Source organism: Amycolatopsis sp. CA-126428, from assembly GCF_002904335.1.
GTDB lineage: Bacteria > Actinomycetota > Actinomycetes > Mycobacteriales > Pseudonocardiaceae > Amycolatopsis.
In genome coordinates this window covers 146,184-168,276 of the sequence record NZ_PPHF01000062.1, presented here as the reverse complement: position 1 = coordinate 168,276, position 22,093 = coordinate 146,184, and the positions used below count along the sequence as shown (strand labels likewise).

Genomic DNA, 22,093 nt, shown 5'->3' with positions numbered 1-22,093 from the left:
CATGGGCGAGTGGCAGCGCACCGCGTGCAGCCTCTGCTACCTCAACTGCGGGCTGGAGGTGCAGCTCGACGGCCGGAAGATCACCCGCGTCCGCGGCGACAAGGCGCACCCGCGCTCGGGTGGTTACCTCTGCCAGAAGGCGCAGCGCCTGACCTTCTACGGCGACCACGAAGACCGCCTGACGACGCCGCTGCGCCGCCGTCCCGACGGCACGCACGAGCCGATCGGCTGGGACACCGCACTCGCCGAGATCGCGGCCAAGCTGCACGCGATCCGGGACGCCGACACCGCGGCCGGGCGGCCCGGCTCGTTCGCCTACGTCGGCGGCGGTGGCCAGGGCAACCACTCCGGCGGCGCGTACGGCACGTCGCTGCTGAAGTGGATGAACTCGACGCGGCACTTCAACGCGCTGTCGCAGGAGAAGACCGGCGACTTCTGGGTCAACGGGCAGCTGTTCGGCTCGACCCTCGTGCACACCGCCGAGGACGTCGAGCACTGCGACCTGCTCGTCGTGCTCGGCTGCAACCCCTGGCAGGCGCACGGGTTCAGCAACGCCCGGCAGGCGCTCAACACGCTCAAGAACGACCCGGACCGGCGGATGATCGTGCTCGATCCGCGGCGCACCGAGACCGCGGAGATGGCCGATCTGCACCTCCCGCTGCGGCCCGGCACCGACGCCTACCTGCTGGGCGCGATCCTGGCGCTGCTGCTCGAGCGGGGTGCCGCCGACGAGCGGTTCCTCGCGGACCGGACCGAAGGGTTCGGCGAGGTCGCCGCCGTGCTGGCGAAAGTGCCGGTGGACGCGTGGATCGCGCACGCCGAAGTGTCCCGGGTGGACGTCGAGCGGGCCGTCGACCTGATGAGCGCGGCCCAGGCGATGACCGTGCGCGTCGAGCTGGGCATCCAGCAGGGGCGGCACTCGACGCTCAACAGCTACCTCGAGAAGCTGCTGTACCTGCTCACCGGGCACTTCGGCCGGCGCGGCACGAACAACCTGCACTCGTGGCTGCTGCCGCTGTGGGGCTCGACGACCGGACAGCGCTCCGAGATCACCGGCTTCGAGTACATCGGCGGCCTGCTGCCGGCGAACACCCTCGCCGATGAGGTGCTCGCCGACCACCCGAACCACGTCCGCGCGGTGTGGGTGGAATCGTCGAACCCGGCCAACACCTTCGCCGGGACACGGGAGGTCGAGCGCGCGCTGGAGGCCGCGGAGCTGTCCGTGGTCGTCGACGTCGCCTACACCGAGACGGCCGCGCTGGCGGACTACGTGCTGCCCGCGGCGTCCCAGCACGAGAAGTGGGAGTTCACGCTCTTCACCTTCGAGTGGCCGACGAACTACTTCCAGCTGCGACGGCCGTTGCTGGATCCGCTGCCGGGCACGCTCGTCGAGGCCGAGATCTACGCGCGGCTCTTCGACGCGCTGGGCGTGCTGCCGCCGTCCGATGTGCTCGCCGAACTGGCCGCCGGGCCGCGGGCCGAACTGCAGGCGGGGATCGGCGCGCTGGTCCAGGCGATGCCGGAGCGCGCGGCGATCCTGCCGGTGCTGCTCTACCGCACCCTGGGTGCGTCGCTGCCCGACGGCGCGGCGTCGATCGCGCCGCTGTGGGCGGGCTGCCACCGCGCGGCGAAGACGATGACCGTGCCGGTGCAGCGCGCGCTGGGCAGCTCGGCCACCGGTCCGCGGCTCGGGGAAGAGCTCTTCGAGCGGGTGCTGGCCGGTCCGACGCCGTTTTCGGCGCACGAACAGGACGAAGTGTGGAGCCTGCTGCGCCGCTCGCGGATCCGGCTGGCGGTACCGGAGCTGCTGGACTGGCTGGCCGCGCTGGACCCGGCCGCCGAGCGGCCCGACCCGGCGTTCCCGTTTTCGCTGGTCAACGGGCAGCGGCGGGCGCACAACGCGAACCAGATCCTGCGTGACCCGCGCTGGCGCCGCACGGATCCGGACGGCGCCCTGCGCGCGCGTCCCGAAGAACTGGCGTCGATCGGCGCTTCCCCGGGGGACTGGGTGGCCGTCGTGACGCCGGCGGGCCGGGTGGTCGTCCGCGCCGAGGCCGACCCCGCGATGCGGCCGGGCCAGCTCGCGTTGCCGCACGGCTACGGCATGGCCCACCCGGCCGCCGACGGCCGCCGCGTGGTCAGCGGCCCGCGGATCAACCTCCTGACGGACGCGCGGGACCGCGACCCGATCGCGGGCACGCCGCACCACAAGGACGTCCCGGCGCGCCTGGAACCCGCGACCGAAGAGGAGCGGGCGCGGGCGGAGGCGGACAGCGCGCGCGTCCGCGAAACCGTCACGAGTGGACGGTTCGCCGGTTTATAGTGCCGGCGTGATCACGCCGTTCCGGATCGAGGTCCCCGAGGCCGACCTCGACGACCTGCGCGCGCGGCTGCGGCGGACGCGCTGGCCCGAGGCCGGACCCGGGGACGACTGGAGCCAGGGGACGCCGCTGGGGTACCTGCGCCCGCTGTGCGAGTACTGGGCGGAGGCGTACGACTGGCGGCGCACGGAAGCGCGGCTGAACCGGTTTCCCCAGTACCGCACCGAAATCGACGGGCTCGGCGTCCACTTCCTGCACGTGCGCTCGCCGGACCCGGCCGCGTTGCCGCTGATCCTCACGCACGGCTGGCCCGGCTCGTTCGTCGAGTTCACCAAGGTGATCGAGCCGCTGTCCGAGGAGTTCCACCTGGTGATCCCGTCGCTGCCGGGCTACGGCTTCAGCGACAAGCCGTCGTCGGCGGGCTGGGGCATCGAGCGGATCGCGGCGGCGTGGGCTTCGCTGATGGCCCGGCTCGGCTACTCGCGATACGGCGCGCAGGGCGGCGACTGGGGGACGTCGATCACGACGTCGCTGGCCCAGCAGGACGCGGCGCACCTGGCGGGCATCCACCTGAACCCACCGATCGCGGCACCGGACCCGGCGACGTTCGACGACCTGACGGCCTCCGAGCGGGCCGCGCTGGCGGCGTTGGAGCACGCGCAGCGCTGGGAAGACGGGTATTCGGTGCTGCAGTCGACCCGGCCGCAGACGATCGGCTACAGCCTCCTCGACTCCCCGGCGGGCCTGTGCGGCTGGCTGGTGGAAAAGTTCCACGCCTGGTCCGACGGCTTCCCGTTCACCCGCGACGAGCTGCTGGACGACATCACGCTGTACTGGCTCACCGGCACGGCGGCGTCGTCGGCCCGGCTGTACTGGGAGAGCATCCGCAAGGTGCAGAAGTGGTTCTCGGAGGCGACGGACGACACCGTCGACGTGCCGGCGGGGTGTTCGATCTTCCCGGCGGAGATGCCCCGCCCATCGCGGCGCTGGGCGGAGCGCCGGTACACCGACATCCGGCATTGGCACGAGCTGGAGCGCGGTGGCCACTTCGCGGCTTACGAGCAGCCTGAGCTGTTCGCCGAGGAGGTGCGGACGTTCTTCCGGCTGGTCCGCTAGTTGACCTGCCGCGACCGACCCTGCCAGAACGGCTCCCGGAGCTTGAACTTCTGGATCTTGCCCGTCGCCGTCCGGGGTAGCTCCGCCAGGAACTCGATCCGCTTCGGGCACTTGTACCCCGCCAGGTACCCGCGGCAGTGCTGGATCAGCTCCTCGGCCGTGACGTCCCCGTCGACCACGACCAGCGCCGTCACCAGCTCGCCCCACTTCCGGTCCGGGATGCCGATCACCGCGGCTTCGCGGATCGCCGGGTGCGAGTTCAGCGCGTCCTCGACCTCGATCGACGACACGTTCTCGCCGCCCGAGATGATCACGTCCTTCTTGCGGTCGGCGATCGTCAGGTAGCCGTCCTCGAACGCGCCGCCGTCGCCCGTGTGGAACCAGCCACCCTCCTGGACGCGGGCCGTCTCCTCGGGGTTCTCCCAGTAGCCGTCGAGGTTGTGGTTCGACTGGGCGAGCACCTCGCCGTCGGTGTCCACGGCGATCCGGACGCCCAGCGCCGGCGTTCCCGCGCGGCCCAGCAGCCGGGCCTGCTCGTGCGGGTCGAGGTCCGCCCACTCGCTGCGCATCCGGTTGACCGTCAGCAGCGGCGCGGTCTCGGTGAGCCCGTAGATCTGGATGAACTCCCAGCCCAGCTCCGCCCGGACCCGCTCGATCGTGCGCGTCGGCGGCGGTGCGCCGGCCACGACGATCCGGACGCGGTCGCGGCCGGGGATCTCGCCGTCCCAGCTCGCGGCGCCGTCCAACGCCGCCGTGACCACCGCGGGTGCCGCGCAGAGGATGGTCACGCCGTGCTCGTCGATGCGCCTCAGGATTTCGGTGCCGTCGACCTTCCGCAGCACGATGTGCCGCCCGCCGAGGCCGGTCACCGCGTACGGCATGCCCCAGCCGTTGCAGTGGAACATCGGCAGGGTGTGCAGCAGGACGTCGTGGTCGCTCAACGTCGTGTGCAGGCCGAAGACGGCGGCGTTCAGCCAGATGTTGCGGTGGGTGAGCTGCACGCCCTTCGGCCGGGCGGTCGTCCCCGACGTGTAGTTGATGGTGGCGGTGGCCGACTCGTCGCCGGCCCAGGGCCGGGGCGTCCCGTCGCCGCCCCAGATGGCGTCGTCGTCGCGGCCGAGGACGAACACGTGCTTCGCCGTCACCGTGTCCAGCAGGTGCGCCAGCTCCGGGTCGACGATCAGCACCTCCGCCCCGGAGTGCTCCACTATGTACTTGACCTCGGCGGGAGCCAGCCGGAAGTTCACCGGCACCAGGACCCGGCCCCAGCCGGACACGCCGAAGAACGACACGAGCAGCCGCGCGGCGTTGTGCGACACCATCGCCACGCGCCCGCCGGCCGGCACGCCCAGCGCGTCGAGGTTGGCGGCCTGCGCGCGGGCCCGGCGCGCCACCTCGCGGTAGGTGAGCGAACCCCAGCTCGGCGCCGGCTGGTCCGGCTCGTCGACCACCGCGACGCGGTCCGGGTACACCGTTTCCGCGCGGTCGAGGAAGTCCCGGACACCCAGATCGAAGAACATCCTCCGATGATGACCCTTCCTGGATGCCCGCACCAGTCCGATGTGGTTCGCTGGACCACGATGGACTTCGACACGGTGGCCGGCGAACTCTACGGGGGCGACCTCGCGGAGTTCGTCAGCGCACGCAACGCGGCGGCGAAGGCGGCGAAGGCCGAGGGAGATGCCGAGCTCGCGAAGCGGATCCAGCAGCTTCGCAAGCCGACCACGGCCGCGGCGATCGTCAACGGCCTGGCCGGGGACGACTCCGCTCAGCTCCGCGAGCTGGCCGAGCTCGGCGCCGAACTGCGGGACGCGCACACGCGCCTGGCCGGCGACGAGCTGCGCGCGCTGACCCGGCGCCGCGGCGAGCTGGTGCGGCGGATCCTCCACGAGCTGCCGTCGATGAGCGACACGGTGACCCGCGAGGTGGAGGCGACCCTGGAAGCCGTCGCGGCCGAGCCGGACACCGCCGCGCTGGCGCTCGCCGGGCGGCTGACGTCGGTCGCGCACCAGGACACCGACCAGTGGTTCAGCCTCGCCGGGAGCGTCCCGCCCGTCACCGGGAAGCGCTCGGAGAAGCTGGTGGACAAGGCCGAACCGGCCCGGCCGAAACGGGACCACCGGCGCGAAGAGCGCGAACAACGCGAAGAGGAAGAGGAGCGGAAGCGGGTCCGCGCCGAACGCGAGCGCCTGCGCAAGGAAGCCGCCGAACGCGACAAGGAACGCGCGGTGGCCGAGCGCGACCTGGTCCGCACCGAGCGCGCGGCCGAGCAGGCCACGGCCCGCGTCGACGACCTCCGTGAGCGCCTGGCCGAAGCCGAGGAACGCGCCGAGCGGGCGACAGCGGAGTTCGAGACGGCGAAAGCGGCCTTCGACGAAGCCGACGAGGCCGCCTCCGCTGCGCGGAAAGCCGCTGACGCCGCCCGCTGAGCGGGGCTACCGGGCTATGCGGTTGAGGGATGGCCGTCTGCCGGCCCGATTGGGTACCGTCTGATCGTGCCCCGGATGGGCCGGCACACGCATCCGGTGAATTCGTCATCGGAAAGGACCACCCAGCTTGATCATGCTCACCACGACCGGCGCCCGGACGGGCCGGAAGCACCGGATTCCGTTGGGCGCGCTGGAAATCGGCGGCAGGCTGGTCGTCGTCGCTTCGGCGATGGGCGCGCCGAAGCACCCGGCCTGGTACCACAACATCCGGCGCAACCCGCTGGTCACCGTGGAAACGGACGCCGAAACGTTCGAGGCGATGGCGGCCCTCCCGCCGGACCGCGACAAGCTGTTCGCCGAGGTGATCGAGCGTGAGCCGGGGTTCGCGGGCTACCAGGCGCGAACGACCCGGCTCCTGCCCGTCGTCGAGCTGCACCGGATCGACACCGCGCGCCGCATGGGCGACTGGCTCGTCGAGATGCACGACTGGCTGCGCGGTGAGCTGACGCAACTGCGGGCCGAGCTGGATTGCGGCGTCCCGCGGCAGCTGCGCACGCGGTGCGCCGGCTTCTGCACGGCTCTCGGCCGGCACCACACCGGGGAGGCCACGAACATCTTCCCCCTGCTGGCCGAGCGGTTCCCGGCGCTGAAGCCCACGTTGGCCGAGCTCGACGAAGAGCACGTCGTCGTGGCCCGGCTGCAGGAGGAAATCGAGCGGCTCGTCGAGGAGGAAGCAGATCCGGTGCGGCTCCGCGCGGAGTTCGACCGGCTCAAGTCCGAATTGGACAGTCACTTCGCCTACGAGGAACGCACGCTCGTCGCGGCGCTGAACGCCCTGCTGCCCGCGCCCGGCTGATCAGAGCAGCACGTCCGCGAGCCGCCGCTGGTTCGCCAGCTCCGCCTCGGGGGACGCGCCGAGCACCTGCACGGCCACGTGGTCGGCGCCGGCGTCCACATGGGACAGCAAGCCCTTGGCGATGGTCTCCGGCGTGCCGTGCAGGACCAGGTCGTCGATCAGGCGGTCGCTGCCGCCGCCGGCGACGTCGGCCTCGGTGTACCCGTGGCGCAGCAGGTTGTTCACGTAGTTGCGCAAGCCCAGGTACGGGGTCCGGACGTACGGCCGTCCGATGGCGCGCGCGGCCACCGGGTCGTCGTCCACGACCACCTTGTGCTCCGGCGCCAGCAGCTTGCCCGCGCCCAGGATCGCCCGCGCGTGCCGGGTGTGGGTGACCGGCACGAGGTACGGGTGCGCGCCCGCGCTGCGCTCGGCGGCCAGCTTCAGCACGCGGTCGCCGAGCGCGGCGAGCACCCGGGCTTCGGCCGGGACGCCGGCCGCGTCGAGCCGGTCGAGGTAGTCGACCATCTTGGCGTACGGGCCGCGGTATTCGGTGACCGACTCGGGGTGGCCGACGCCGATCCCGAGCAGCAAGCGCTTTCCGTAGCGGTCCGCGAGCCGGTGGTAGGACGCGGCGAGCGTCTCCGGCTCGTCGACCCACATGTTGACGATCGCCGTCGCCACGGTGATCCGCTCGGTGGCGGCGAGGATCTCCTCGACGAGCGCCAGGTCGCCGACCGAGTTGCGGCCGGTGCCCAGCCACACCGCGCCGTACCCCAGCCCGTCCGCCGCGATCGCCTGTTCCTTGCGGGTCACGTCGTCGCGGTGCGGGGCCAGGAACACGCCGAACTTGCCCGGTACATTTGTCATATCGAGTAATGTAGCAAATGTAGCGATCAGTGCGCCAGGCGGTGCAGCCACTCTTGCAGCATCAGGCGTTCGGTCGGGGTCAGCGCTCGGTCGTCGTCCTCGATGGCGGTCGACAAAGCGACAGCGAGGGCGCCCACGGACGAGCCTTCGGCGGGGCGGTCGGCGAGCAGCCCGGCCAGTACCGCCTCCCTGACCTGCGCGGACATGGCCAGGTCGCGGCGGTCTTCGGGCTGGGCGATGAGGCTGAGCGTGACGCCGCTGTTGGCCGCCGCGAACTGCCGCGCGGCCTCCGTCGCCTCGACGCGCAGGCGGCCGTCGCGCGCCAGCGGCGTGAAGAGTTCGAGCAGCATCGCTTCGGCGCTCGACGTGAGGTTGCACGGCACGCCCGGCTCGATCTGGCCGTAGAGCAGCACGTAGAACGCGGGGTGGTCCAGGCCGTACTCGACGTGCCGGTCCCAGCCCGCCCGGATCCGCTCCACCGGGTCCCCGCCCGGCTCCGGAGCCTGGACGTACTGGGTGAAGCCGTAGTTGACGACCGCGTCGAGCAGGCCCTGCTTGCTGCCGAAGTGGTGGTAGAGCGTGGGGGCCTGGACGCCGGCGCGCTCGCAGATCGCCCGCGTCGAGACCGGCCCGTCGCCGGCCTCGTGCAGGAGCTGGCCGGCGGCCATGAGCAGGCGGTCGCGGGTGCTGGTGGCGTTGCTCGATCGTCCGGCCATGTAGCAATTGTAACGCCGGTTTGTAGCGATCAGCGCAGCCGCTGCTGGACCCGCCGGAGCCCGGCGAAGGCGGCCAGCACGCCCGGGTCGGTCGTGGCCGCGGCCGGGCGGACCGACCGGTAGCCGTCCAGGAGCGCCTCCTTCAGCTCTTCGCGGTGCGGCAGGTGCGCGAGGGCGGCGCAGGCGACGGCGAGGTCGTAGGCGTAGTGCCCGTACCCGCAGTCGTCGAAGTCGATCGCGTGCACCCGGCCGCGGTGCAGCAGGTAGTTCTCCTGGTGGAGGTCGCCGTGCACCAGGCCGAAGACGTCGGAGCCGAAGCCCAGCTCGGCCCGCACCGCGCGGACGCGCGCCACCGCCCTGCGGATCCGTTCGTCGCCGCCGGCCGCCGCGACGGCCCGCTCGACGACCGTCGCGGAGAAGCCGTCCACCTGCGTGCGGCCGAACTCCGTCAGGTCGTCGACGCGGCGGCGGTCGAGGCCGTTCATCCGCGAACCGTGCAGGTGCAGCCGCGCGGTGAACTCGCCCACCGCATACAGCTGCGGCGCGCTGAGCCGTTCGTCGACGAACCGGCCCTCGACCCAATGGCAGAGCACGCAGGTGCGCGGCTCGGGCACGGCCGGGTCGGCGACCACGGTGACCAGGTCCCGCGCGCGCGTCGGCACCGGCTGCGGGACGACGAGCCCGGTTTCGCGGCGCAGCGTGGCCAGCCAGGCCATCTCGGCCCGGACCTGCGCGACGCCGGGGCCGTCCGGCCGCTGCACCCGCAGCACGTACCGGTGGCCGTCCGCGCCGTCGACGCGGAACGCCGTGTTCTGCCCGTGGGCCAGCGGAGTCAGGCGGGCCACCGGTACGGCGTAGTCCGTCAACGCCGCTTCGGCTAGCCGGCGCAGGCGTCGCGTCCGGCCGGCGCGGTCGAGCTCGGCGAACGGCCGGATATTCGCCTGGAAGTCGGCCATCGCCCAGGTGTTCAGCTGATCGACCGTTCCGGCTCGCGGGAGTGGGAGACCAGCTCGATGGCCGGCGTCGTGTGCCGCCCGCCGCCGAGCCGCTCCACCCCACGCAGTCCTTCGACCAGCCGCTCGACCTCGGTGTCCGGCCGCACCCCGAACCGCATGAACTGGCTGGTCATGCCGATCTTGTTGCCGCACTGGCGCACCAGCAGGTGGTGCTCGGCGAGCAGGTAGTCGCACAGCTCGGCGCCGTCGACCGACGCGGGCAGCTTGACGAGCAGGAAGTTCGCCTGCGAGGGGAACACCGTCAGCTCCGGGAACTGCCCGAGCTGCGACTGCATCATGAACCGGTCGAGCGCGAGCTTCTTCAGGCTGTCCTCGTACTCCGCGCGGTGCTCGGCGAGCATGAAGATCACGGTCTCGGCGAGGGAGTTCAGGTTCCACTTCGGCAGCGCGGCCGACAGCTTGCGCGTCAGCGCCGGGTTCGAGACCTGGTAGCCGAACCGGATCCCGTGCAGCCCGAAGTTCTTGCCGAGGCTCTTCAGCACGATCACGTTCGGCCGCACGACGGCTTCGGCGGCGACCGACGGGTTCCGCTCGACCTCGACGAAATCGACGAACGACTCGTCGATCACCACCAGGTCGAGGCCCTCGAGCGCGTCCATGAACCGGATCACCTCGCGGCGCGGCAGGTACCCGCCGTCGGGGTTGTTCGGGTTGCACAGCACCGCGACGCGGGAGCCGCGGCGCTTGATGAACTCGATGTACTCGTCCACGCGCAGTTCGAAGTTGTCCGCTTCCTTGAGCAGGAACATGTCGACGCGCTTGCCGGTCTCCATCGGCTGGTCGGTCCAGCGGCCGAACGTCGGGATCGGCACGGCGACGCTGGAATCGACCAGCAGCCGGTCGATCCAGGTGATCAGCTCGGTCGAGCCGTTGGCCGGCGAGATCGTCGACGGGTTGAGCCGCAGCACGCTCGCCAGCTGCGCGGTGATCGCGGCCGCGTCGCTCGGGTAGAACTTGAGGATCGTGCGGAGGTTCCGTTCGAGCTCGCCGAACATCGCGTCGGTGGGGAAGTACGGGTTGCAGGGGATGCAGAAGTCCGCGAGGTCGTCCGCGTGCCGGCCCATCGCCCTGGCCACGGAGAAGAACGACGGGCTGTGGGCCTGGTTCTGCTGGAAAAGGCCGTGGGGGGTTGTACCGTGCCGCACGCGTGTTCTCCGTCCGCCGTTTCACCGGCCCCTTGCCTTCCCGTTGAGGACACGTACGAATCGGACGGCCGGTTCAATGCCGGACAACGCGTGGATTCCGGTGCCCGCCAGAACCGCGGCGGCCAGCGCGGACAGCAGCATGAGCGGCAGTGGGGCGGCCAGCGGGTCGATGCCGGTGAACGACTCGACGCCGATCACGGCGGTGAGCACGGCGTCGGCGGCGACGGCCGTCTGGACGACGCGCAGCCGGTGGGCTTCGGAATGGCCGGTGAAGCGGAGGATCCAGGCCAGCGCGGGCAGCACCAGGATCGCGTGCATGGCGACCGCGTGCAGCGGCTTCAGGGAGCCGGCGGTGGTGTAGGCCAGCTGCGGGTCGCCGCCGCGGGCCGCGACCACCCCGCGGCCGATCATCACCGCGCCGGTGGCCAGCGCGACCAGCAGCACGGCCAGGCCGGCGCGGACGGCCAGGCGCAGGCTCGGCGCGGCCGGGCCCGGCTCGACGAGCGCGGTGGCCGTGAAGCCGATGACGGTCAGGACGAGGACACCGCCGCCCGCGGCGAGGGTCATCGAGACGAAGCTGTCGAACGCCGTCTCGAAGTTGAAGTGCGACGGCACCCCGCGCCACGCCTGCATGCTGACCAGGGCGACTTCGGCGACACTCGCCGCGGTGAACGCGCCGAGCAGGACGTTGCGCAGCCGGGGGCGCATGGTGAGGAACGACGTCGCCCAGGCGACCGACGCGAGCGTCAGCCCGAACGACAGGCCGAACGTGACGGCCTTGCGCATCGACAGCGGGCCCAGCCACGAGCCGCCGGTGGCGATGAGCACGAGAGCGTGCACGACACCGCAGAGGAACAGCGCCGCGCCGACGGCGTAGGCGACGCGCTCGGCTCGCCGCCCGTCGGACCAGATCCGGGTCAGTGCGTTCATACCCCGGAGTGTCGCGGCCCCGGTGGGGTCGCCGCGTCGGCCCGGCGGCGGCACCGCGACGTACGACGACGGGCGTACGGCAATCGGCGAGTGTGTCGAAAAAGTGCCGGTAAAGGAATTCCGTGGTTCTTGACGGAATATTAACGAAAGGCGTGTCCGGAGCCACTCGCCAGGCGGATGCGGTGCGGACGAGAGCGTTCTACTCTGCAAACATGTACATTGCACTGCTGACCTATACGGCGCCCGAAACAGAAGTCGACTACGCGCTTCCCGATCATTCGGAGTGGTTGCGTAAACAATTCACAAAGGGACTCTTCCTGGTTTCCGGAAAGGGCAACGGCGCGGCCGACCACGTGATCCTGACCCGCCCGGTGCTGCGCGGCAAGCTCGACGCCGTGCTCGCCAGCGACCCGTTCGTGGTCCGGCGGCTCGCGCGCTACGACGTCATCGAGTTCACCGCCACGCGCACCTGCCAGGAGCTGCTGGCGATCAACGAGGCCATCGCCTCCTGAGGGGCCCCCGGGGTGAAGTCCCGGGTTGCACAGCCGTCGAGGTCGGGTGGCCCGGCGATGACGCCCCGCCACCTGACGGCGAAGAACACTCACCCGCTGGTCCGCTTATGATCACGACGCACGGACGTCCAGCAGGGAGAGTGCGATGAAGACCCCCGACCTCGTCTTCCGGGGCCGCCGGTTGAGCGGCGACCGCGCGCTGGTGCTGGCCGCGGCCGAGTCGCTCCCCGAGGCCCGTGACGCCGTCGCCGACGGCGCCGATCTCGTGAGTTTCCCCGGATCCGAGTCCCTCGTCGAAGCGGCACGGGCGGCCTTTCCCGGCCTCGTCATCGGGGTGGACACCGCGGACCCGTCGGCCGCCGCGGCCTGCTGCGAAGCGGGCGCCGACCTGATCGTCGCGCGGGCGGACCTGGCCGAAGTCGCGGCCCGGTACAGCGCGGGTTACGTCGCTCCCTCGATCCCTTCGACGGCCGGTTTGTCCGTTGTCATGGACATCGGGGTGTTCCGGACGCCGTTGCCGCCGGGAGACGTCCCCCTGCTGGCTTCGGTGGCCGGGGACGGCACGCCGGCCGGCCTGGCGCGGACGGCGGTCGCGGCCTCGGCCGGGGTGGCGATCATCCGCACGAAGCACGTCCGCCAGGTGCGCCACGCGGCGGAGATGGCGGCGAGCATCGCGGGCACCCGCCCGCCGGCGAAGGCGGTCCGGTGGGAGTGATCCGCCAGGTCTGGCCGTCCTCGCGCGAGCTCGCCACGGACGACCTCGAGCGGCTGTACAGCTACCCCGCGGACCCCCGCTGGCTGGCGGTGAACTTCGTGTCGAGCACGGACGGCGCGATCGCGGTCGAGGGCCGTTCGGGCGGCCTGTCGACCCCGGCGGACCGGATCGTCTACCGCCTCGGCAACGACCTCGCGGACGTCGTCCTGGTGGGCGCCGGGACGGCGGTGGCGGAAGGCTTCCAGGGCATGCGCCCCGACGCCGCCACGGCCGAACGTCGCCGCCGGTTCGGCCTGGCGCCGATCGCCCCGGTGGCGGTGGTGACGACGGGCCGTTCCCTGCCGCCGGACGCCCCAGTCATCACCGAGGCGGCGGTCCCGACCCTGGTGTTCACCTCCGCGGCCGCGCCTTCGGCGTTGCGCGAGGCGTGGGCGGCGCACGGCGCCCGGGTGTTCGTGGTGGGGGAGCAGGCGGTGCCGGCCGAGCGGGTGGTGTCGACCTTGGTGGCGGAGGGGCTGGGCCGCATCGATTGCGAAGGCGGGCCGAGGTTGTTCGGCTCGCTGATCGAGGCGCGCTTGGTCGACGAGTTCCGGTTGACGGTGGCGCCGTTCTTGGTGGCGGGAACGTCGAGCCGGGCTTCTCTCGGCGCGGCGGTCGATCCGGCCGAGCTGGAGCTGGCTTCGGTGCTCACCGACGGCGCCAGCGTCCTGCTGCGGTACCTGGCACTTCGCTAGTTTTGTCGGTCCCTTGCGGTAGTGTTGAATTTCGGGGGCTCCCTAGCGCGGGTTTCCGTTGTGCCACAAGCGAATCCGCCGCCCGAAGGCCCGTCTCAGTTCACCCGTTCCAGCGATGACGTTCGCACACCTGTTCGCGTACCGTCGAAGACATGACCACGACCCGAAGACCTCCGCGGCACCGCGATCCGGTGCTGCGCCAAGGAAAAACCCTACCGATCGAGCAGTCGCCGGAAGTGGTCCGGCAGCAGCAGTTCCCGGGCCTCCGCCCGCGTCAGCCACGCGAAGTCGTCGTGCTCCTCAGGGTTGAGCACGACGTCGCCGGCTCCCGCTTCCTCCACCGTGTAAACGAAAGCGTGGATGCGCAGCGCCCGGCCCGCCACGTCCGGCCACGCATCTCGCGCCAGCTCACCGGTGACGCGCACCGTCAACCCGGTCTCCTCCGCCGCTTCGCGCGCCGCGGTGTCCTCGAAGCGCTCGCCTGGCTCGGCCGTGCCGCCGGGCAGTTCCCACCGGCCCGCGAGGAACACGCCGGGCGCGCGGCGGAGGAACAGCACCCGGTCGCCGCGAGCGATCCAGCAGTAGGCCAGGTGCTTGTGCGCTATCTCCGTCATGCGCGCGATTCTCGCTCAGTTGGTCTTCGACGTCGGCAGGTGGGCGCCCAGGTACCCGACATACACCGTGCCGGTGCCGTCGGTGTCGTCGAGGAAGTGCAGCCGCGGTGCCGGCGACTTGAAGCGCTCCAAGGCGATGTGGGCGCCGAAGTAGTCGCGGCCCGTCGGGTTCGTCCGGGGATCGACGCGGAACGTGCGGGCCTGGCGGAGCCGCTCGTTCGTGGTCACCGTGTCCGACTCGGCCAAGGCGATGATGTTCGCGCTGATCAGCGAACCCGGCTGGCCGGTGCGGGCGAACGCGAGCACGTCCGACAGCTCGGGGCCCGGGTCCTGGCCCGCGTCGAGCAAGGACATCCGGGCGCCCGCGTAGGCGTCGAGGGTGCGGAGCGCGTCCCACGCCTTACGGCGCCAGGCGGCGGCTTTGGGGTGGTGGTCGAGGATCGCGGCCGGCGCCGGTTCGGCCGTGATCGCGAGGTGCTTGAGCGAGGCCGACGCGGCGCCGATCAGCTCGGCGAAACTGGGGAACTCCTCCGGCGGCCGCTCGGCGGCGGCGACCTCGTCGTCGGCGTCGTGGTGGCGGGCGAGCCGGCCCGCCAGCAGCCCGTTGACGCGCCTGAGCTCGTCGCGCTCGGCCTCCGTCTCCTCGAACGCCCGCGCGTAGTCGTCCACCTCCGCCTGCAGCTGCGCCAGCTGGTCACGCAGGCAGGCGACGTCGGTCGCACACGCTTCCTCGAGGCGGCGGCGGAGCGTCTTCACCTCGCCGGCGTGCCGGTCCCGTTCCTCGGCGCGGGCTTTGGCCTTCTTCCGCAGGATCGTGATCACGCCCCGCGCCTCGGCCAGCTCCCGCTCGGCGCGGCCGAGCTTCTCGACCAGTTCGGCGTCGGGCTCACGCTCCGGCGAGGCGAACGGATCGGCCTCGTACCAAGCCCGCACGCTCGGCACGTCCGCCCACTCCTCGGGCAGGGGCGTCCGGCCGCGGGTCTGGATGAGCCGGGTGATCGCGCCCTGCAGCGCTTCGCCGGACACCGGGCTTTCACTGACGACGAAATCCGGCAGCTGGTCGCACGGCGGCACGTACAGCCGCGCGCCCTGCGGCAGCGCGCACCCGAGCGGCAGGTGCCGGTTGAGGGTGTGGCGGAAGCGGTCGTCGACGTCGAAGACGTTGACCAGCCCCGGCCAGCCCTCGACCGGCACCGTCGGCGGCTCGGTGAGCACCAGCACCGCCGAAGAGCGCCATGGCGCCGCCAGTGCCTCCCCCAGGAGGTCGGCGAGGTGGTCGCACTCCTTGCGCGACCAGCCGCGCATCGCCAGCACCGGCGTTTCGATCGGGATCTCGTCGCTGCCGCTGGCGCCCAGCTCCTCCAGCCCGATCCGCTGGGCCGGCGCGTCGTGGCAGCTGCGCCACGGCCGCGTGCAGGCGGCGGTCAGCAGCCACGTCACCCGGTCTTCGCCGGCGCGGTAGCACAGCGAAAGCAATACCTGAACGGAGTAGCGGCCTTCGCTGCCCTCGTACGCGAACTTCAGGTCGCACCGGCGCGAGCCACCGTCGTCGGACGAGCCGAGATCGGTCACCGTGTAGTCGTCCTGCTGCCGCTGGCGGCTGATCAGCCTGCTGCGCAAGGCGTCCAGGGGGCGTTTCCCCTCGGTGGGGACCAGTCCGTGGTGCCAGATCCGGTGCACCCCCACAGGACTCAACTCCGTTCGCCGGGGACAGGACCTCAGCCGAACATAGCGGATCCTGTGACCGCTCGAACGCGGGGCGTCACCCCGTGCGCGTCCAGAGGCAGAACGGGTGCCCGGCCGGATCGAAGCAGACCCGGACATCGTCCTGCGGCTGGAACTCGGCGACCACCGCACCGGCCGCGGTCGCCGCCGCCGTCGCCTCCTGGAGGTCGTCGACCTCGATGTCGAGGTGCAGCTGCATCTGCTGCGCACCGTCGGCCGGCGGCCACACCGGCGGCACGTGCTCGGTCTCGAGCTGGAACGACAGCCCCGCACTGCCGTCGTCCGGGCGCAGGGTCACCCACTCCGGTTCGTCGGTGCGGATCGGCCAGCCGAGGAGCTTCGAATAGAACTCGGCGAGCGCACGGGGTTCCGGGGTGCCGAGCACGGTGGAGGTCAGCTTCATGATCGGACTGGTACCCGCGCGGCGGATTCTCTACCGCGGTCCGGAGGGTCCCGTGTCGAAGTAGGCGATCGGCGGCCCGACGTGCCGCCACGACGTCGTCGCGAACACCGCGGCCCCGGAAAGCGCGAGCAGCACGGTGACGACGGCCAGGGTGGCACCGATCCGGGCGTAGCCGGGCTGCGTGCGTGCGCCGGCACAGACGCCGAAGACGAGTGCCAGCACGCTGATCGGCAGCAGCGCGAACCACAGCGCGCCGAGGACCAGCACGAACGCCTGCGCGACCCACGAGAACACCCACGCGGAAACGATCCCCGGCCGGACGACCAGCCAGGCCGCCCAGGTCGCAACGGCAAGCGTCAGGCCGGCCGCGCCGACGGCGACCGACGCGATCCCCAGGCCACGGCCGGGCTGGGTCGTCGTGGTGGTTTCCCCGGCTTCGAGCTCTGGTTCCCCCATGCCGGGAACATCCCCACAGGGAGGTCGCACGTTACCGGAATGCCTCGTCATCGCGTGGGTCGTTCCCCGGCTCGAGCGTCGACGAAGACGAAGGGGTCGCCGACCTGCGGACCAGGCTCGGCTTCGCCGGAGACTCACCTACCGGCGTGGTCTCCTCGACCAGGGGGCCGCATACCTGGTGGTCGCCGCTGCTCGCCCAGGACGGCGCGCTCGACCTCGACCAGCAGGTCGCCCACGACTGGCCGGAGTCCGGCGCCGCTGACAAGAGCGGGAGCACCCTGCAGGAGCTGCTCGCCCACCGTGCCGCCGTCGTGGGCGCCGATGGCGGGTTCACCGGCGACGAGCCCGCGGATAACCGCGCCATCGCCAAGCGGCTCGCCCGCAGCGGCCACCTCACCAACCTTCGTCGACCCACCTCACCGGCCGTGCGTGCGGCTGCAACCACTGCCAGTTCGCCGTCCGGCCGCGGCTGCGCCGGAGACCATCCGCCTGGTCCACGCGGTCGGCGTGCCCCCGACGGCCCGGTCGTCCACACTGGACATTCCGGCCCGAAACCCAGTCGATCGTCACGGTCCGCATCCGGAGCAACACGTACCTGCAGGCGGTCCGGACGAGGTGCCCCCAAGCGCAGGTATGCACGTCCGCAGTAGACGTCGTTACAGACTTCACTCTTTAGGACGTTCCGATCGAGACATCCAGCCTGCTCACGCACCATGGACTGACTTTCCGTAGCGAAAACTCTCCCGATCATTGCTCCGATGTGAAACTATTGGGCCGTTCGCGGGGAGAGGGCCTCGCGACAGGGGGACTCACCGTCACGGCAGCGTCCCCATGAAGATCCCCAGGGGAGAGGAGATCGACCATGTCGACGCCCACGGATGTCAAGCCCGAGGAAGCTCCGGAGCCGGTCGAGCCGACCGGGCCCACGGTCCAGTGGACCGACTCGGACGGCAAGATCCACACCGAGCACCCGGTCCACACCGAGTGCGTGGGTGGTTGCTACCAGAAGGTCACCGCCTGAGAGCAACCCGCGTGTTCAACGCCCGCCTGCTGATCTTTGACCGGTAGGCGGGCTTCTTTCTGCCATCGGCTGTGCTGTCATAAGAGGGTGCCTGTGACAAACCTGGACCCCCCGGAAGTCATCGAGTCGGTCCGCGCCCTTCAGCAAGCCGCCGCCGATGCGTCTTGCCTGGGGCGTTTCCACCAGGGGGTCAAGCACCTGCGGCGGGGGATGAGCCTGCTGGACTCGATCCACCCGGTCGCCGACCAGCACCGCACCGACTGGCTGGTCACGCGGATCAAGGTGGCCAGCACCCTGGCCGGGATGTCGTCGGAAATCACGGGAGATGTCGCGGCCGGGCTGGCCGGCCTGGACGATGTGCGGCTGCTCATCAACGCCGTGGCCGACCCGGTTCTGCGGGCCGAGCTGAACGGCGTGCTGAACCACAACTACGCCATGCGTCTCATGACGGTCGGGCGCAACGAGGAGAGTCTCGCCTCCTTCGACGCCTCGCTCGAGCACAAGGAGTTCCTGCTCACCCGGAAGAGTGATCCGGCGTCGGAGATGCGCGGCTTCGTCGTCACGCTCTACTCGCGCGGCTGGGTGCACACCAAGCTCGGCAACGTGAGCCAGGCCCGCGCGGACTTGAACCGGGCGCTGGAGCTTTCGGAGAAGTACGAATTGCGGGGACAGGCCGCCGATGTCCGGCGCATCCTCGGGACGTTGTCGCTGCGGACCGGCGATGTGCCGGAGGCTCTGCGGCTGTACGAGGAGAGCGAGCGGGTGTACCGCGCGCTGGATCTCGAGGCGCCGGCCCTCCTTTCGATGGAGCAGGCCCAAGCCCTGCTGACCGCCGGGCTGGCCGACGAGGCGGGAAGCCACCTCGACGACCTGATCGCCCGGATGAGCGCGGAACCCAGCATCGCCAACCACCTCGGCAACGCGGAGTTGCTGCGTGCTTCGGCCGCCCTGCTTAACGACGACATCGAATTCGCCCGGCAGACGGCCTCCTCCGCTCGCCGGCTCCTGCTGCGCGTGGGCTGCCAGACCTGTGTGGCCAACGCGACCGTCCTCGGCTTGCACGCCGACGTGCGCGAGGCAGTGGCCAAGGGGACGCCGCCCTCGGCGCTGCCGGTGCGGGCCCTGCGGACCGCGGACAAGATGCAGCTTCCCCGCCTGGGCGAGCAGGCCGCCACCGCGCGGATGCTCGCCGTGCGGCTGGACATCCGGCGCGGCAACCTCAAGCGGGCCGTCGAAACCCTCGGAAAGGTGCCGCGTCCCGGCCAGCTGACCCCGATCGACTACCGGATGCTCCGGCGGCTCTGCCGGGCCGAACTGGCCGTGGCCCAGGGCGACCGGGTCAAGGCGCTCACCGAGATCCGGTCGGGGCTCACCGAACTCGACGCCGTCCGGGATCGGATGGGTGGGCTGGACCTCGTCTCCGGGACCGCTCTGCACGGGCAGGAGCTCGCCGATCTCGCCGTCAAGCTGGTGCTCGAGCGCCATGATGCCCGGCGGTTGTTCGTCTGGCTCGAACGGACCCGGGCCCAGACCTACCGCTACGAACCGCTCTCCGCCGGGACCGATCCCGAACTGGCCGCGCGCGTGGCCGAGGTGCGGGGGCTCGGGCAGGCCATCCAGGAGGCCCAGCACGACGGGCACCCCATCGCCGGCCTGCGGGCGAAGTACAACGAACGGCTGCGGGAAGCCCAGCGGCTCGGCTGGCACACCGGGCGGTGGGGCCGGCCGCGGCCCGTTGCCGGGCTGGCCGAGGTCGTGGCGCGGCTCGGTGAGCGGGCCATGGTCAGCTTCGCCGCTTCGGGGGACGAGCTCGTCGCCGTCGTCGTGGCCGGGGGTGAATGCCGGCTCGTGCGGCTCGGGTCCGCCGGGGCCGCCGCCGAGTCCGCGCGCGTGCTGAACGTCGACCTCGATGCCCTTGCTCCCGACAACCTGCCCGAACGGCTGGCCGAGGTCGTCATGACCTCGGCGCACAAGCAGGCCGACAAGCTCGACGTCCAGCTCATCCAGCCCCTCGCCGACCTCATCGGCGATCGGGAGCTGGTCATCGTCCCGACCGGGCCGCTCTACGCCGTTCCGTGGGGCGTGCTGCCCGGCCTGCGGGGGCGGCCCACCGTCGTCGCGCCATCGGCGACAGCCTGGCTCGCCGCCGAGCTGACGAAGTCGTCGCGGGCGCGCAAGATCGTGCTCGTCCGCGGGCCCGGGCTGGCCGGCGCCCGCGGTGAGCTCGAAAAGCTCACCACGCACTACCGGACCGCGACGACCATGACCGGCGCCAAGGCCACCGTGAAGTCGGTGCTGCGTGCGATGGACGGCGCCAAGCTCGCGCACTTCGCCGCGCACGGCGCGCACGAGCCGGAAAACGCGTTGTTCTCCCGGCTCGAACTCGCCGACGGTGCCCTGTTCGGCCACGAGATGGCCGGGCTGCGGCAACCACCGCGGCAGGTCGTGTTCGCCGCGTGCGAGCTCGCGATGAACCGGATCCGGCCCGGCGACGAAGCCCTCGGCTTCGCCAGCGCGCTGCTGGCCAGCGGCTCCCGGACGGTGATCGCGCCGCTCTCGCGCGTCGGCGACCTCGCCTCGGCCGCCGCGATGGACGACTACTACCGGGCGCTGGCCGTCCGGGAGAGCCCGGCGCTCGCGCTGGCCGACGCGATCGCCGTCGACCCGTTCCGCCGCCCGTTCGTCTGCCTCGGCGCCGGGTAGAACCGGCTAGGGCAACTGGGCCGGCGGTGACCACACCAGCCGCGGGTCGGTCTGGACGAAGCTGCCGAGCAGCTGGTCGATCCGGGTCAGCACGTCGAGGTCGAGCCGGACGCCGGCGGCCTTGGCGTTCTCCGTGACCTGCTCCGGCGTGCTCGCGCCGGTCACCGCCGAGGCGACCGTCTCGTGCTGCAACGTCCACGCCAGCGCGAGCTGGGCCATCGTCAGGCCGGCGTCGTCCGCGACGCCGCGCAGCAGCTCCACCCGCTCCAGCAGCTCCGGCATGAGCAACGGCCGGGTGTGCGACGGCCCGGCCGCGCGCGAACCCGCCGGGATCCGGCCGTCCCGGTACTTGCCGGTCAGCACGCCCTGGGCGAGCGGCACCGAGGCGAACTGCCCGACGCCGATCCGTGCACCCACCGGCATCACCTGCGCTTCGGGCACCCGCCACAGCATCGAGTAGTGCGGCTGGTTGGCGATCAGCGGCACGTCGTACCGCGCGGCGGCCTCGTGGGCCTGCAGCAGCTGCTCGGCCGTCCACTCCGACGTCCCGGCGTACCGGATCTTCCCCTGGCGCACCAGGTCCGAGAGCGCGAGGAACGTCTCCGCGACCGGGGTACGGTAGTCGAAGCGCAGCAGCTGGTAGACGTCGACGTAGTCGGTGCGCAGCCGCCGCAGCGAGCCTTCCAGGGACGCGATGACGTGCTTGCGGCTCAAGCCCGCGTCGTTCGGGCCCGGCCCTTCCGGCCAGAACACGCCGGTGCACAGGACGAGGTCGTCGCGGCGAACGCCGGCGAACGCCGCGCCGAACGCCGCCTCCGCGGCGCCGCCGTCCCACGCCGCCGCGGTGTGGAACGTCGTGACGCCGGCGTCCAGCGCCGCGGCGACGCAGCCGGGTGCGCCGTGCGTCAGCCAGTTTCCGTAGGCGATCTCGCTGACGGCGAGCCCGCTCGCGCCGACCCTGCGGTACTCCACGTCAGCCTCCCACGGCCATCTCGTCGATCCACGCGTCGACCGCGCCCGCCTTGCGCGCGAAGGACTCCCGCACCGATTCGTGCGGCAGGATCAGGAATTCCTCTTCGCCGAGCCCGCGCACGACGGCTTCGGCGACGTCCTCGGGGTCGAGGAGCGGTGCTGCCGCGGCGATGGCCAGCGCGGCCGGGTGGCCGGCGGCGATGCCGGGTTCCAGCAGCGCCGTCCGGACGCCGAGCGGGCACAGCGCGCTGACCCGCACCCCGCGTGGCCGGTAGGTGATCGCCAGCCACTCCGCGAGGCCCACCGCCGCGTGCTTGGTGACCGAGTACGGCGCGTCGCCCGGGATGCCGAGCAGGCCGGCGCCCGACGCCGTGATCAGCAGGTAGCCCTCGCCGCGGGTCAGCATCGCGGGCAGCACGACCTGCGCGGCGTGGACGTGCTGCATGACGTTGATCTCCCAGGACTTCTGCCACTGTTCGTCGGCCGCGTGCACGCCGGTGCCGAACGCGGCGCCCGCGTTGGCGCAGAACAGGTCGACCGGGCCGAACTCGGCGCGCGCCGTCGCGACCAGGGCCTTCAGGTCCTTTTTGGACGTCGCGTCGGCGGCCACCGCGACGGCCCGCCCGCCCGCGGCCGCGATCTCCGCCGCCACCCGGGCGGCGCCCGCGGCGTCCACGTCGGACACGACCACCCCGGCCGCGCCTTCCGCGGCGAAGCGGCGGGCCATCGCGGCCCCGATTCCGTGTGCCGCGCCGGTCAGCACGACCACGCGTCCAGTCAGTTCCACGCGGGCTCCAGATATTTCAGCGTCGAATTGTCACTTGTGTGCGGGAAAGGTATTCGGCGGTTGCGATGCGGGT

The 22,093-nt window shown here is 71.7% G+C and carries 22 protein-coding genes; 10 read left to right on the top strand and 12 right to left on the bottom strand.

Annotated features, from left to right (window positions below; genetic code table 11):
* The first annotated feature begins 1 nt into the window (after position 1).
* Both C2L58_RS16445 and C2L58_RS16440 read left to right on the top strand, forming a co-directional pair.
* Positions 2 to 2,323, top strand: a complete 2,322-nt coding sequence (locus tag C2L58_RS16445; RefSeq protein WP_103338465.1) for a molybdopterin-dependent oxidoreductase — start codon at positions 2 to 4, stop codon at positions 2,321 to 2,323.
* Between the two features lie 7 nt (positions 2,324 to 2,330).
* Positions 2,331 to 3,437: an epoxide hydrolase family protein gene (locus tag C2L58_RS16440; protein WP_103338444.1), complete on the top strand. Its 1,107-nt coding sequence runs from the start codon at positions 2,331 to 2,333 to the stop codon at positions 3,435 to 3,437.
* Here C2L58_RS16440 and C2L58_RS16435 read toward each other — a convergent pair.
* Positions 3,434 to 4,957 carry an AMP-binding protein gene (locus C2L58_RS16435; protein ID WP_103338443.1) on the bottom strand — a complete coding sequence of 508 codons (1,524 nt, stop codon included), beginning with the start codon at positions 4,955 to 4,957 and terminating at the stop codon, positions 3,434 to 3,436. The two genes, C2L58_RS16440 and C2L58_RS16435, sit on opposite strands and share 4 nt — an antisense overlap.
* 60 nt (positions 4,958 to 5,017) lie before the next feature.
* Here C2L58_RS16435 and C2L58_RS16430 point away from each other — a divergent pair, with 60 nt between their 5' ends.
* Together C2L58_RS16430 and C2L58_RS16425 are read left to right on the top strand one after the other, a co-directional pair.
* Entirely contained in the window at positions 5,018 to 5,866 is an 849-nt protein-coding gene (locus C2L58_RS16430; protein ID WP_199191296.1) for a hypothetical protein, read from the top strand.
* Between the two features lie 100 nt (positions 5,867 to 5,966).
* Positions 5,967 to 6,722 (top strand): nitroreductase/quinone reductase family protein, encoded by a 756-nt coding sequence (locus C2L58_RS16425; RefSeq protein ID WP_255410543.1) that lies wholly within the window; start codon positions 5,967 to 5,969, stop codon positions 6,720 to 6,722.
* Here the strand turns inward: C2L58_RS16425 and C2L58_RS16420 are convergent, their stop codons facing one another.
* Genes C2L58_RS16420 through C2L58_RS16400 form a run of 5 tightly spaced genes read right to left on the bottom strand, consistent with a single transcriptional unit; the run spans position 6,723 to position 11,378 of the window.
* Positions 6,723 to 7,571, bottom strand: coding sequence for an LLM class F420-dependent oxidoreductase (locus tag C2L58_RS16420; RefSeq protein WP_233225759.1), 849 nt, complete (start codon positions 7,569 to 7,571; stop codon positions 6,723 to 6,725).
* 26 nt (positions 7,572 to 7,597) lie between these two features.
* On the bottom strand, positions 7,598 to 8,287 hold the full coding sequence (locus tag C2L58_RS16415; RefSeq protein ID WP_103338439.1) for a TetR/AcrR family transcriptional regulator: 690 nt from the start codon (positions 8,285 to 8,287) through the stop codon (positions 7,598 to 7,600).
* A gap of 29 nt (positions 8,288 to 8,316) precedes the next feature.
* A complete protein-coding gene (locus C2L58_RS16410; RefSeq protein WP_103338438.1) occupies positions 8,317 to 9,243 on the bottom strand; it encodes a phosphotransferase enzyme family protein in 927 nt (308 codons plus the stop codon).
* Between the two features lie 11 nt (positions 9,244 to 9,254).
* Entirely contained in the window at positions 9,255 to 10,448 is a 1,194-nt protein-coding gene (locus tag C2L58_RS16405; protein ID WP_103338437.1) for a pyridoxal phosphate-dependent aminotransferase, read from the bottom strand.
* Positions 10,449 to 10,469: 21 nt separating this feature from the next.
* Complete coding sequence (locus C2L58_RS16400; RefSeq protein WP_103338436.1) at positions 10,470 to 11,378, bottom strand: hypothetical protein; 909 nt, start codon at positions 11,376 to 11,378, stop codon at positions 10,470 to 10,472.
* A gap of 212 nt (positions 11,379 to 11,590) precedes the next feature.
* Between C2L58_RS16400 and C2L58_RS16395 the strand changes: the two genes are divergently transcribed.
* The 3 genes from C2L58_RS16395 (at position 11,591) to C2L58_RS16385 (ending at position 13,339) form a co-directional block, all read left to right on the top strand.
* Positions 11,591 to 11,890 carry a YciI family protein gene (locus C2L58_RS16395; RefSeq protein WP_034284548.1) on the top strand — a complete coding sequence of 100 codons (300 nt, stop codon included), beginning with the start codon at positions 11,591 to 11,593 and terminating at the stop codon, positions 11,888 to 11,890.
* A gap of 145 nt (positions 11,891 to 12,035) precedes the next feature.
* Positions 12,036 to 12,605 (top strand): dihydropteroate synthase, encoded by a 570-nt coding sequence (locus C2L58_RS16390; protein WP_103338435.1) that lies wholly within the window; start codon positions 12,036 to 12,038, stop codon positions 12,603 to 12,605.
* The gene (locus tag C2L58_RS16385; protein ID WP_103338434.1) at positions 12,602 to 13,339 is read left to right on the top strand and encodes a dihydrofolate reductase family protein; all 738 of its coding nucleotides are present in this window, start codon (positions 12,602 to 12,604) and stop codon (positions 13,337 to 13,339) included. Before C2L58_RS16390 ends, C2L58_RS16385 begins: the two co-directional genes overlap by 4 nt.
* 212 nt (positions 13,340 to 13,551) lie before the next feature.
* Here the strand turns inward: C2L58_RS16385 and C2L58_RS16380 are convergent, their stop codons facing one another.
* The 4 genes from C2L58_RS16380 to C2L58_RS16365 all read right to left on the bottom strand — a co-directional run bounded on the left by C2L58_RS16380 (position 13,552) and on the right by C2L58_RS16365 (position 16,537).
* Complete coding sequence (locus C2L58_RS16380; protein WP_103338433.1) at positions 13,552 to 13,953, bottom strand: NUDIX hydrolase; 402 nt, start codon at positions 13,951 to 13,953, stop codon at positions 13,552 to 13,554.
* A 15-nt stretch (positions 13,954 to 13,968) separates the two neighbouring features.
* Entirely contained in the window at positions 13,969 to 15,639 is a 1,671-nt protein-coding gene (locus C2L58_RS16375; RefSeq protein WP_103338432.1) for a hypothetical protein, read from the bottom strand.
* Between the two features lie 76 nt (positions 15,640 to 15,715).
* Positions 15,716 to 16,081, bottom strand: a complete 366-nt coding sequence (locus tag C2L58_RS16370) for a VOC family protein (RefSeq protein WP_103338431.1) — start codon at positions 16,079 to 16,081, stop codon at positions 15,716 to 15,718.
* Positions 16,082 to 16,111: 30 nt separating this feature from the next.
* Positions 16,112 to 16,537, bottom strand: coding sequence for a hypothetical protein (locus C2L58_RS16365; protein WP_103338430.1), 426 nt, complete (start codon positions 16,535 to 16,537; stop codon positions 16,112 to 16,114).
* Between the two features lie 146 nt (positions 16,538 to 16,683).
* Between C2L58_RS16365 and C2L58_RS48655 the strand changes: the two genes are divergently transcribed.
* From C2L58_RS48655 to C2L58_RS16355, 3 genes are all read left to right on the top strand, one after another.
* The gene (locus tag C2L58_RS48655) at positions 16,684 to 17,187 is read left to right on the top strand and encodes a beta-lactamase family protein (RefSeq protein ID WP_233225758.1); all 504 of its coding nucleotides are present in this window, start codon (positions 16,684 to 16,686) and stop codon (positions 17,185 to 17,187) included.
* Between the two features lie 212 nt (positions 17,188 to 17,399).
* Entirely contained in the window at positions 17,400 to 17,558 is a 159-nt protein-coding gene (locus C2L58_RS49825) for a hypothetical protein (RefSeq protein WP_199191289.1), read from the top strand.
* Positions 17,559 to 17,651: 93 nt separating this feature from the next.
* Complete coding sequence (locus C2L58_RS16355; RefSeq protein ID WP_103338428.1) at positions 17,652 to 20,261, top strand: CHAT domain-containing protein; 2,610 nt, start codon at positions 17,652 to 17,654, stop codon at positions 20,259 to 20,261.
* Positions 20,262 to 20,267: 6 nt separating this feature from the next.
* Here the strand turns inward: C2L58_RS16355 and C2L58_RS16350 are convergent, their stop codons facing one another.
* Together C2L58_RS16350 and C2L58_RS16345 are read right to left on the bottom strand one after the other, a co-directional pair.
* The gene (locus C2L58_RS16350; RefSeq protein WP_103338427.1) at positions 20,268 to 21,233 is read right to left on the bottom strand and encodes an aldo/keto reductase; all 966 of its coding nucleotides are present in this window, start codon (positions 21,231 to 21,233) and stop codon (positions 20,268 to 20,270) included.
* A 1-nt stretch (position 21,234) separates the two neighbouring features.
* A complete protein-coding gene (locus C2L58_RS16345; protein ID WP_103338426.1) occupies positions 21,235 to 22,020 on the bottom strand; it encodes an SDR family oxidoreductase in 786 nt (261 codons plus the stop codon).
* Between the last annotated feature and the right edge of the window lie 73 nt (positions 22,021 to 22,093).

What these genes read in the sequence shown, in the direction of transcription:
- C2L58_RS16445 (WP_103338465.1), top strand. Translation starts at nt 2, where the DNA reads ATGGGCGAGTGGCAGCGCACCGCGTGCAGCCTCTGCTACCTCAACTGC.
- C2L58_RS16435 (WP_103338443.1), bottom strand. Translation starts at nt 4,957, where the DNA reads ATGTTCTTCGATCTGGGTGTCCGGGACTTCCTCGACCGCGCGGAAACG.
- C2L58_RS16430 (WP_199191296.1), top strand. Translation starts at nt 5,018, where the DNA reads ATGGACTTCGACACGGTGGCCGGCGAACTCTACGGGGGCGACCTCGCG.
- C2L58_RS16420 (WP_233225759.1), bottom strand. Translation starts at nt 7,571, where the DNA reads ATGACAAATGTACCGGGCAAGTTCGGCGTGTTCCTGGCCCCGCACCGC.
- C2L58_RS16415 (WP_103338439.1), bottom strand. Translation starts at nt 8,287, where the DNA reads ATGGCCGGACGATCGAGCAACGCCACCAGCACCCGCGACCGCCTGCTC.
- C2L58_RS16410 (WP_103338438.1), bottom strand. Translation starts at nt 9,243, where the DNA reads ATGGCCGACTTCCAGGCGAATATCCGGCCGTTCGCCGAGCTCGACCGC.
- C2L58_RS16400 (WP_103338436.1), bottom strand. Translation starts at nt 11,378, where the DNA reads ATGAACGCACTGACCCGGATCTGGTCCGACGGGCGGCGAGCCGAGCGC.
- C2L58_RS16395 (WP_034284548.1), top strand. Translation starts at nt 11,591, where the DNA reads ATGTACATTGCACTGCTGACCTATACGGCGCCCGAAACAGAAGTCGAC.
- C2L58_RS16390 (WP_103338435.1), top strand. Translation starts at nt 12,036, where the DNA reads ATGAAGACCCCCGACCTCGTCTTCCGGGGCCGCCGGTTGAGCGGCGAC.
- C2L58_RS16380 (WP_103338433.1), bottom strand. Translation starts at nt 13,953, where the DNA reads ATGACGGAGATAGCGCACAAGCACCTGGCCTACTGCTGGATCGCTCGC.
- C2L58_RS16370 (WP_103338431.1), bottom strand. Translation starts at nt 16,081, where the DNA reads ATGAAGCTGACCTCCACCGTGCTCGGCACCCCGGAACCCCGTGCGCTC.
- C2L58_RS16365 (WP_103338430.1), bottom strand. Translation starts at nt 16,537, where the DNA reads ATGGGGGAACCAGAGCTCGAAGCCGGGGAAACCACCACGACGACCCAG.
- C2L58_RS49825 (WP_199191289.1), top strand. Translation starts at nt 17,400, where the DNA reads ATGTCGACGCCCACGGATGTCAAGCCCGAGGAAGCTCCGGAGCCGGTC.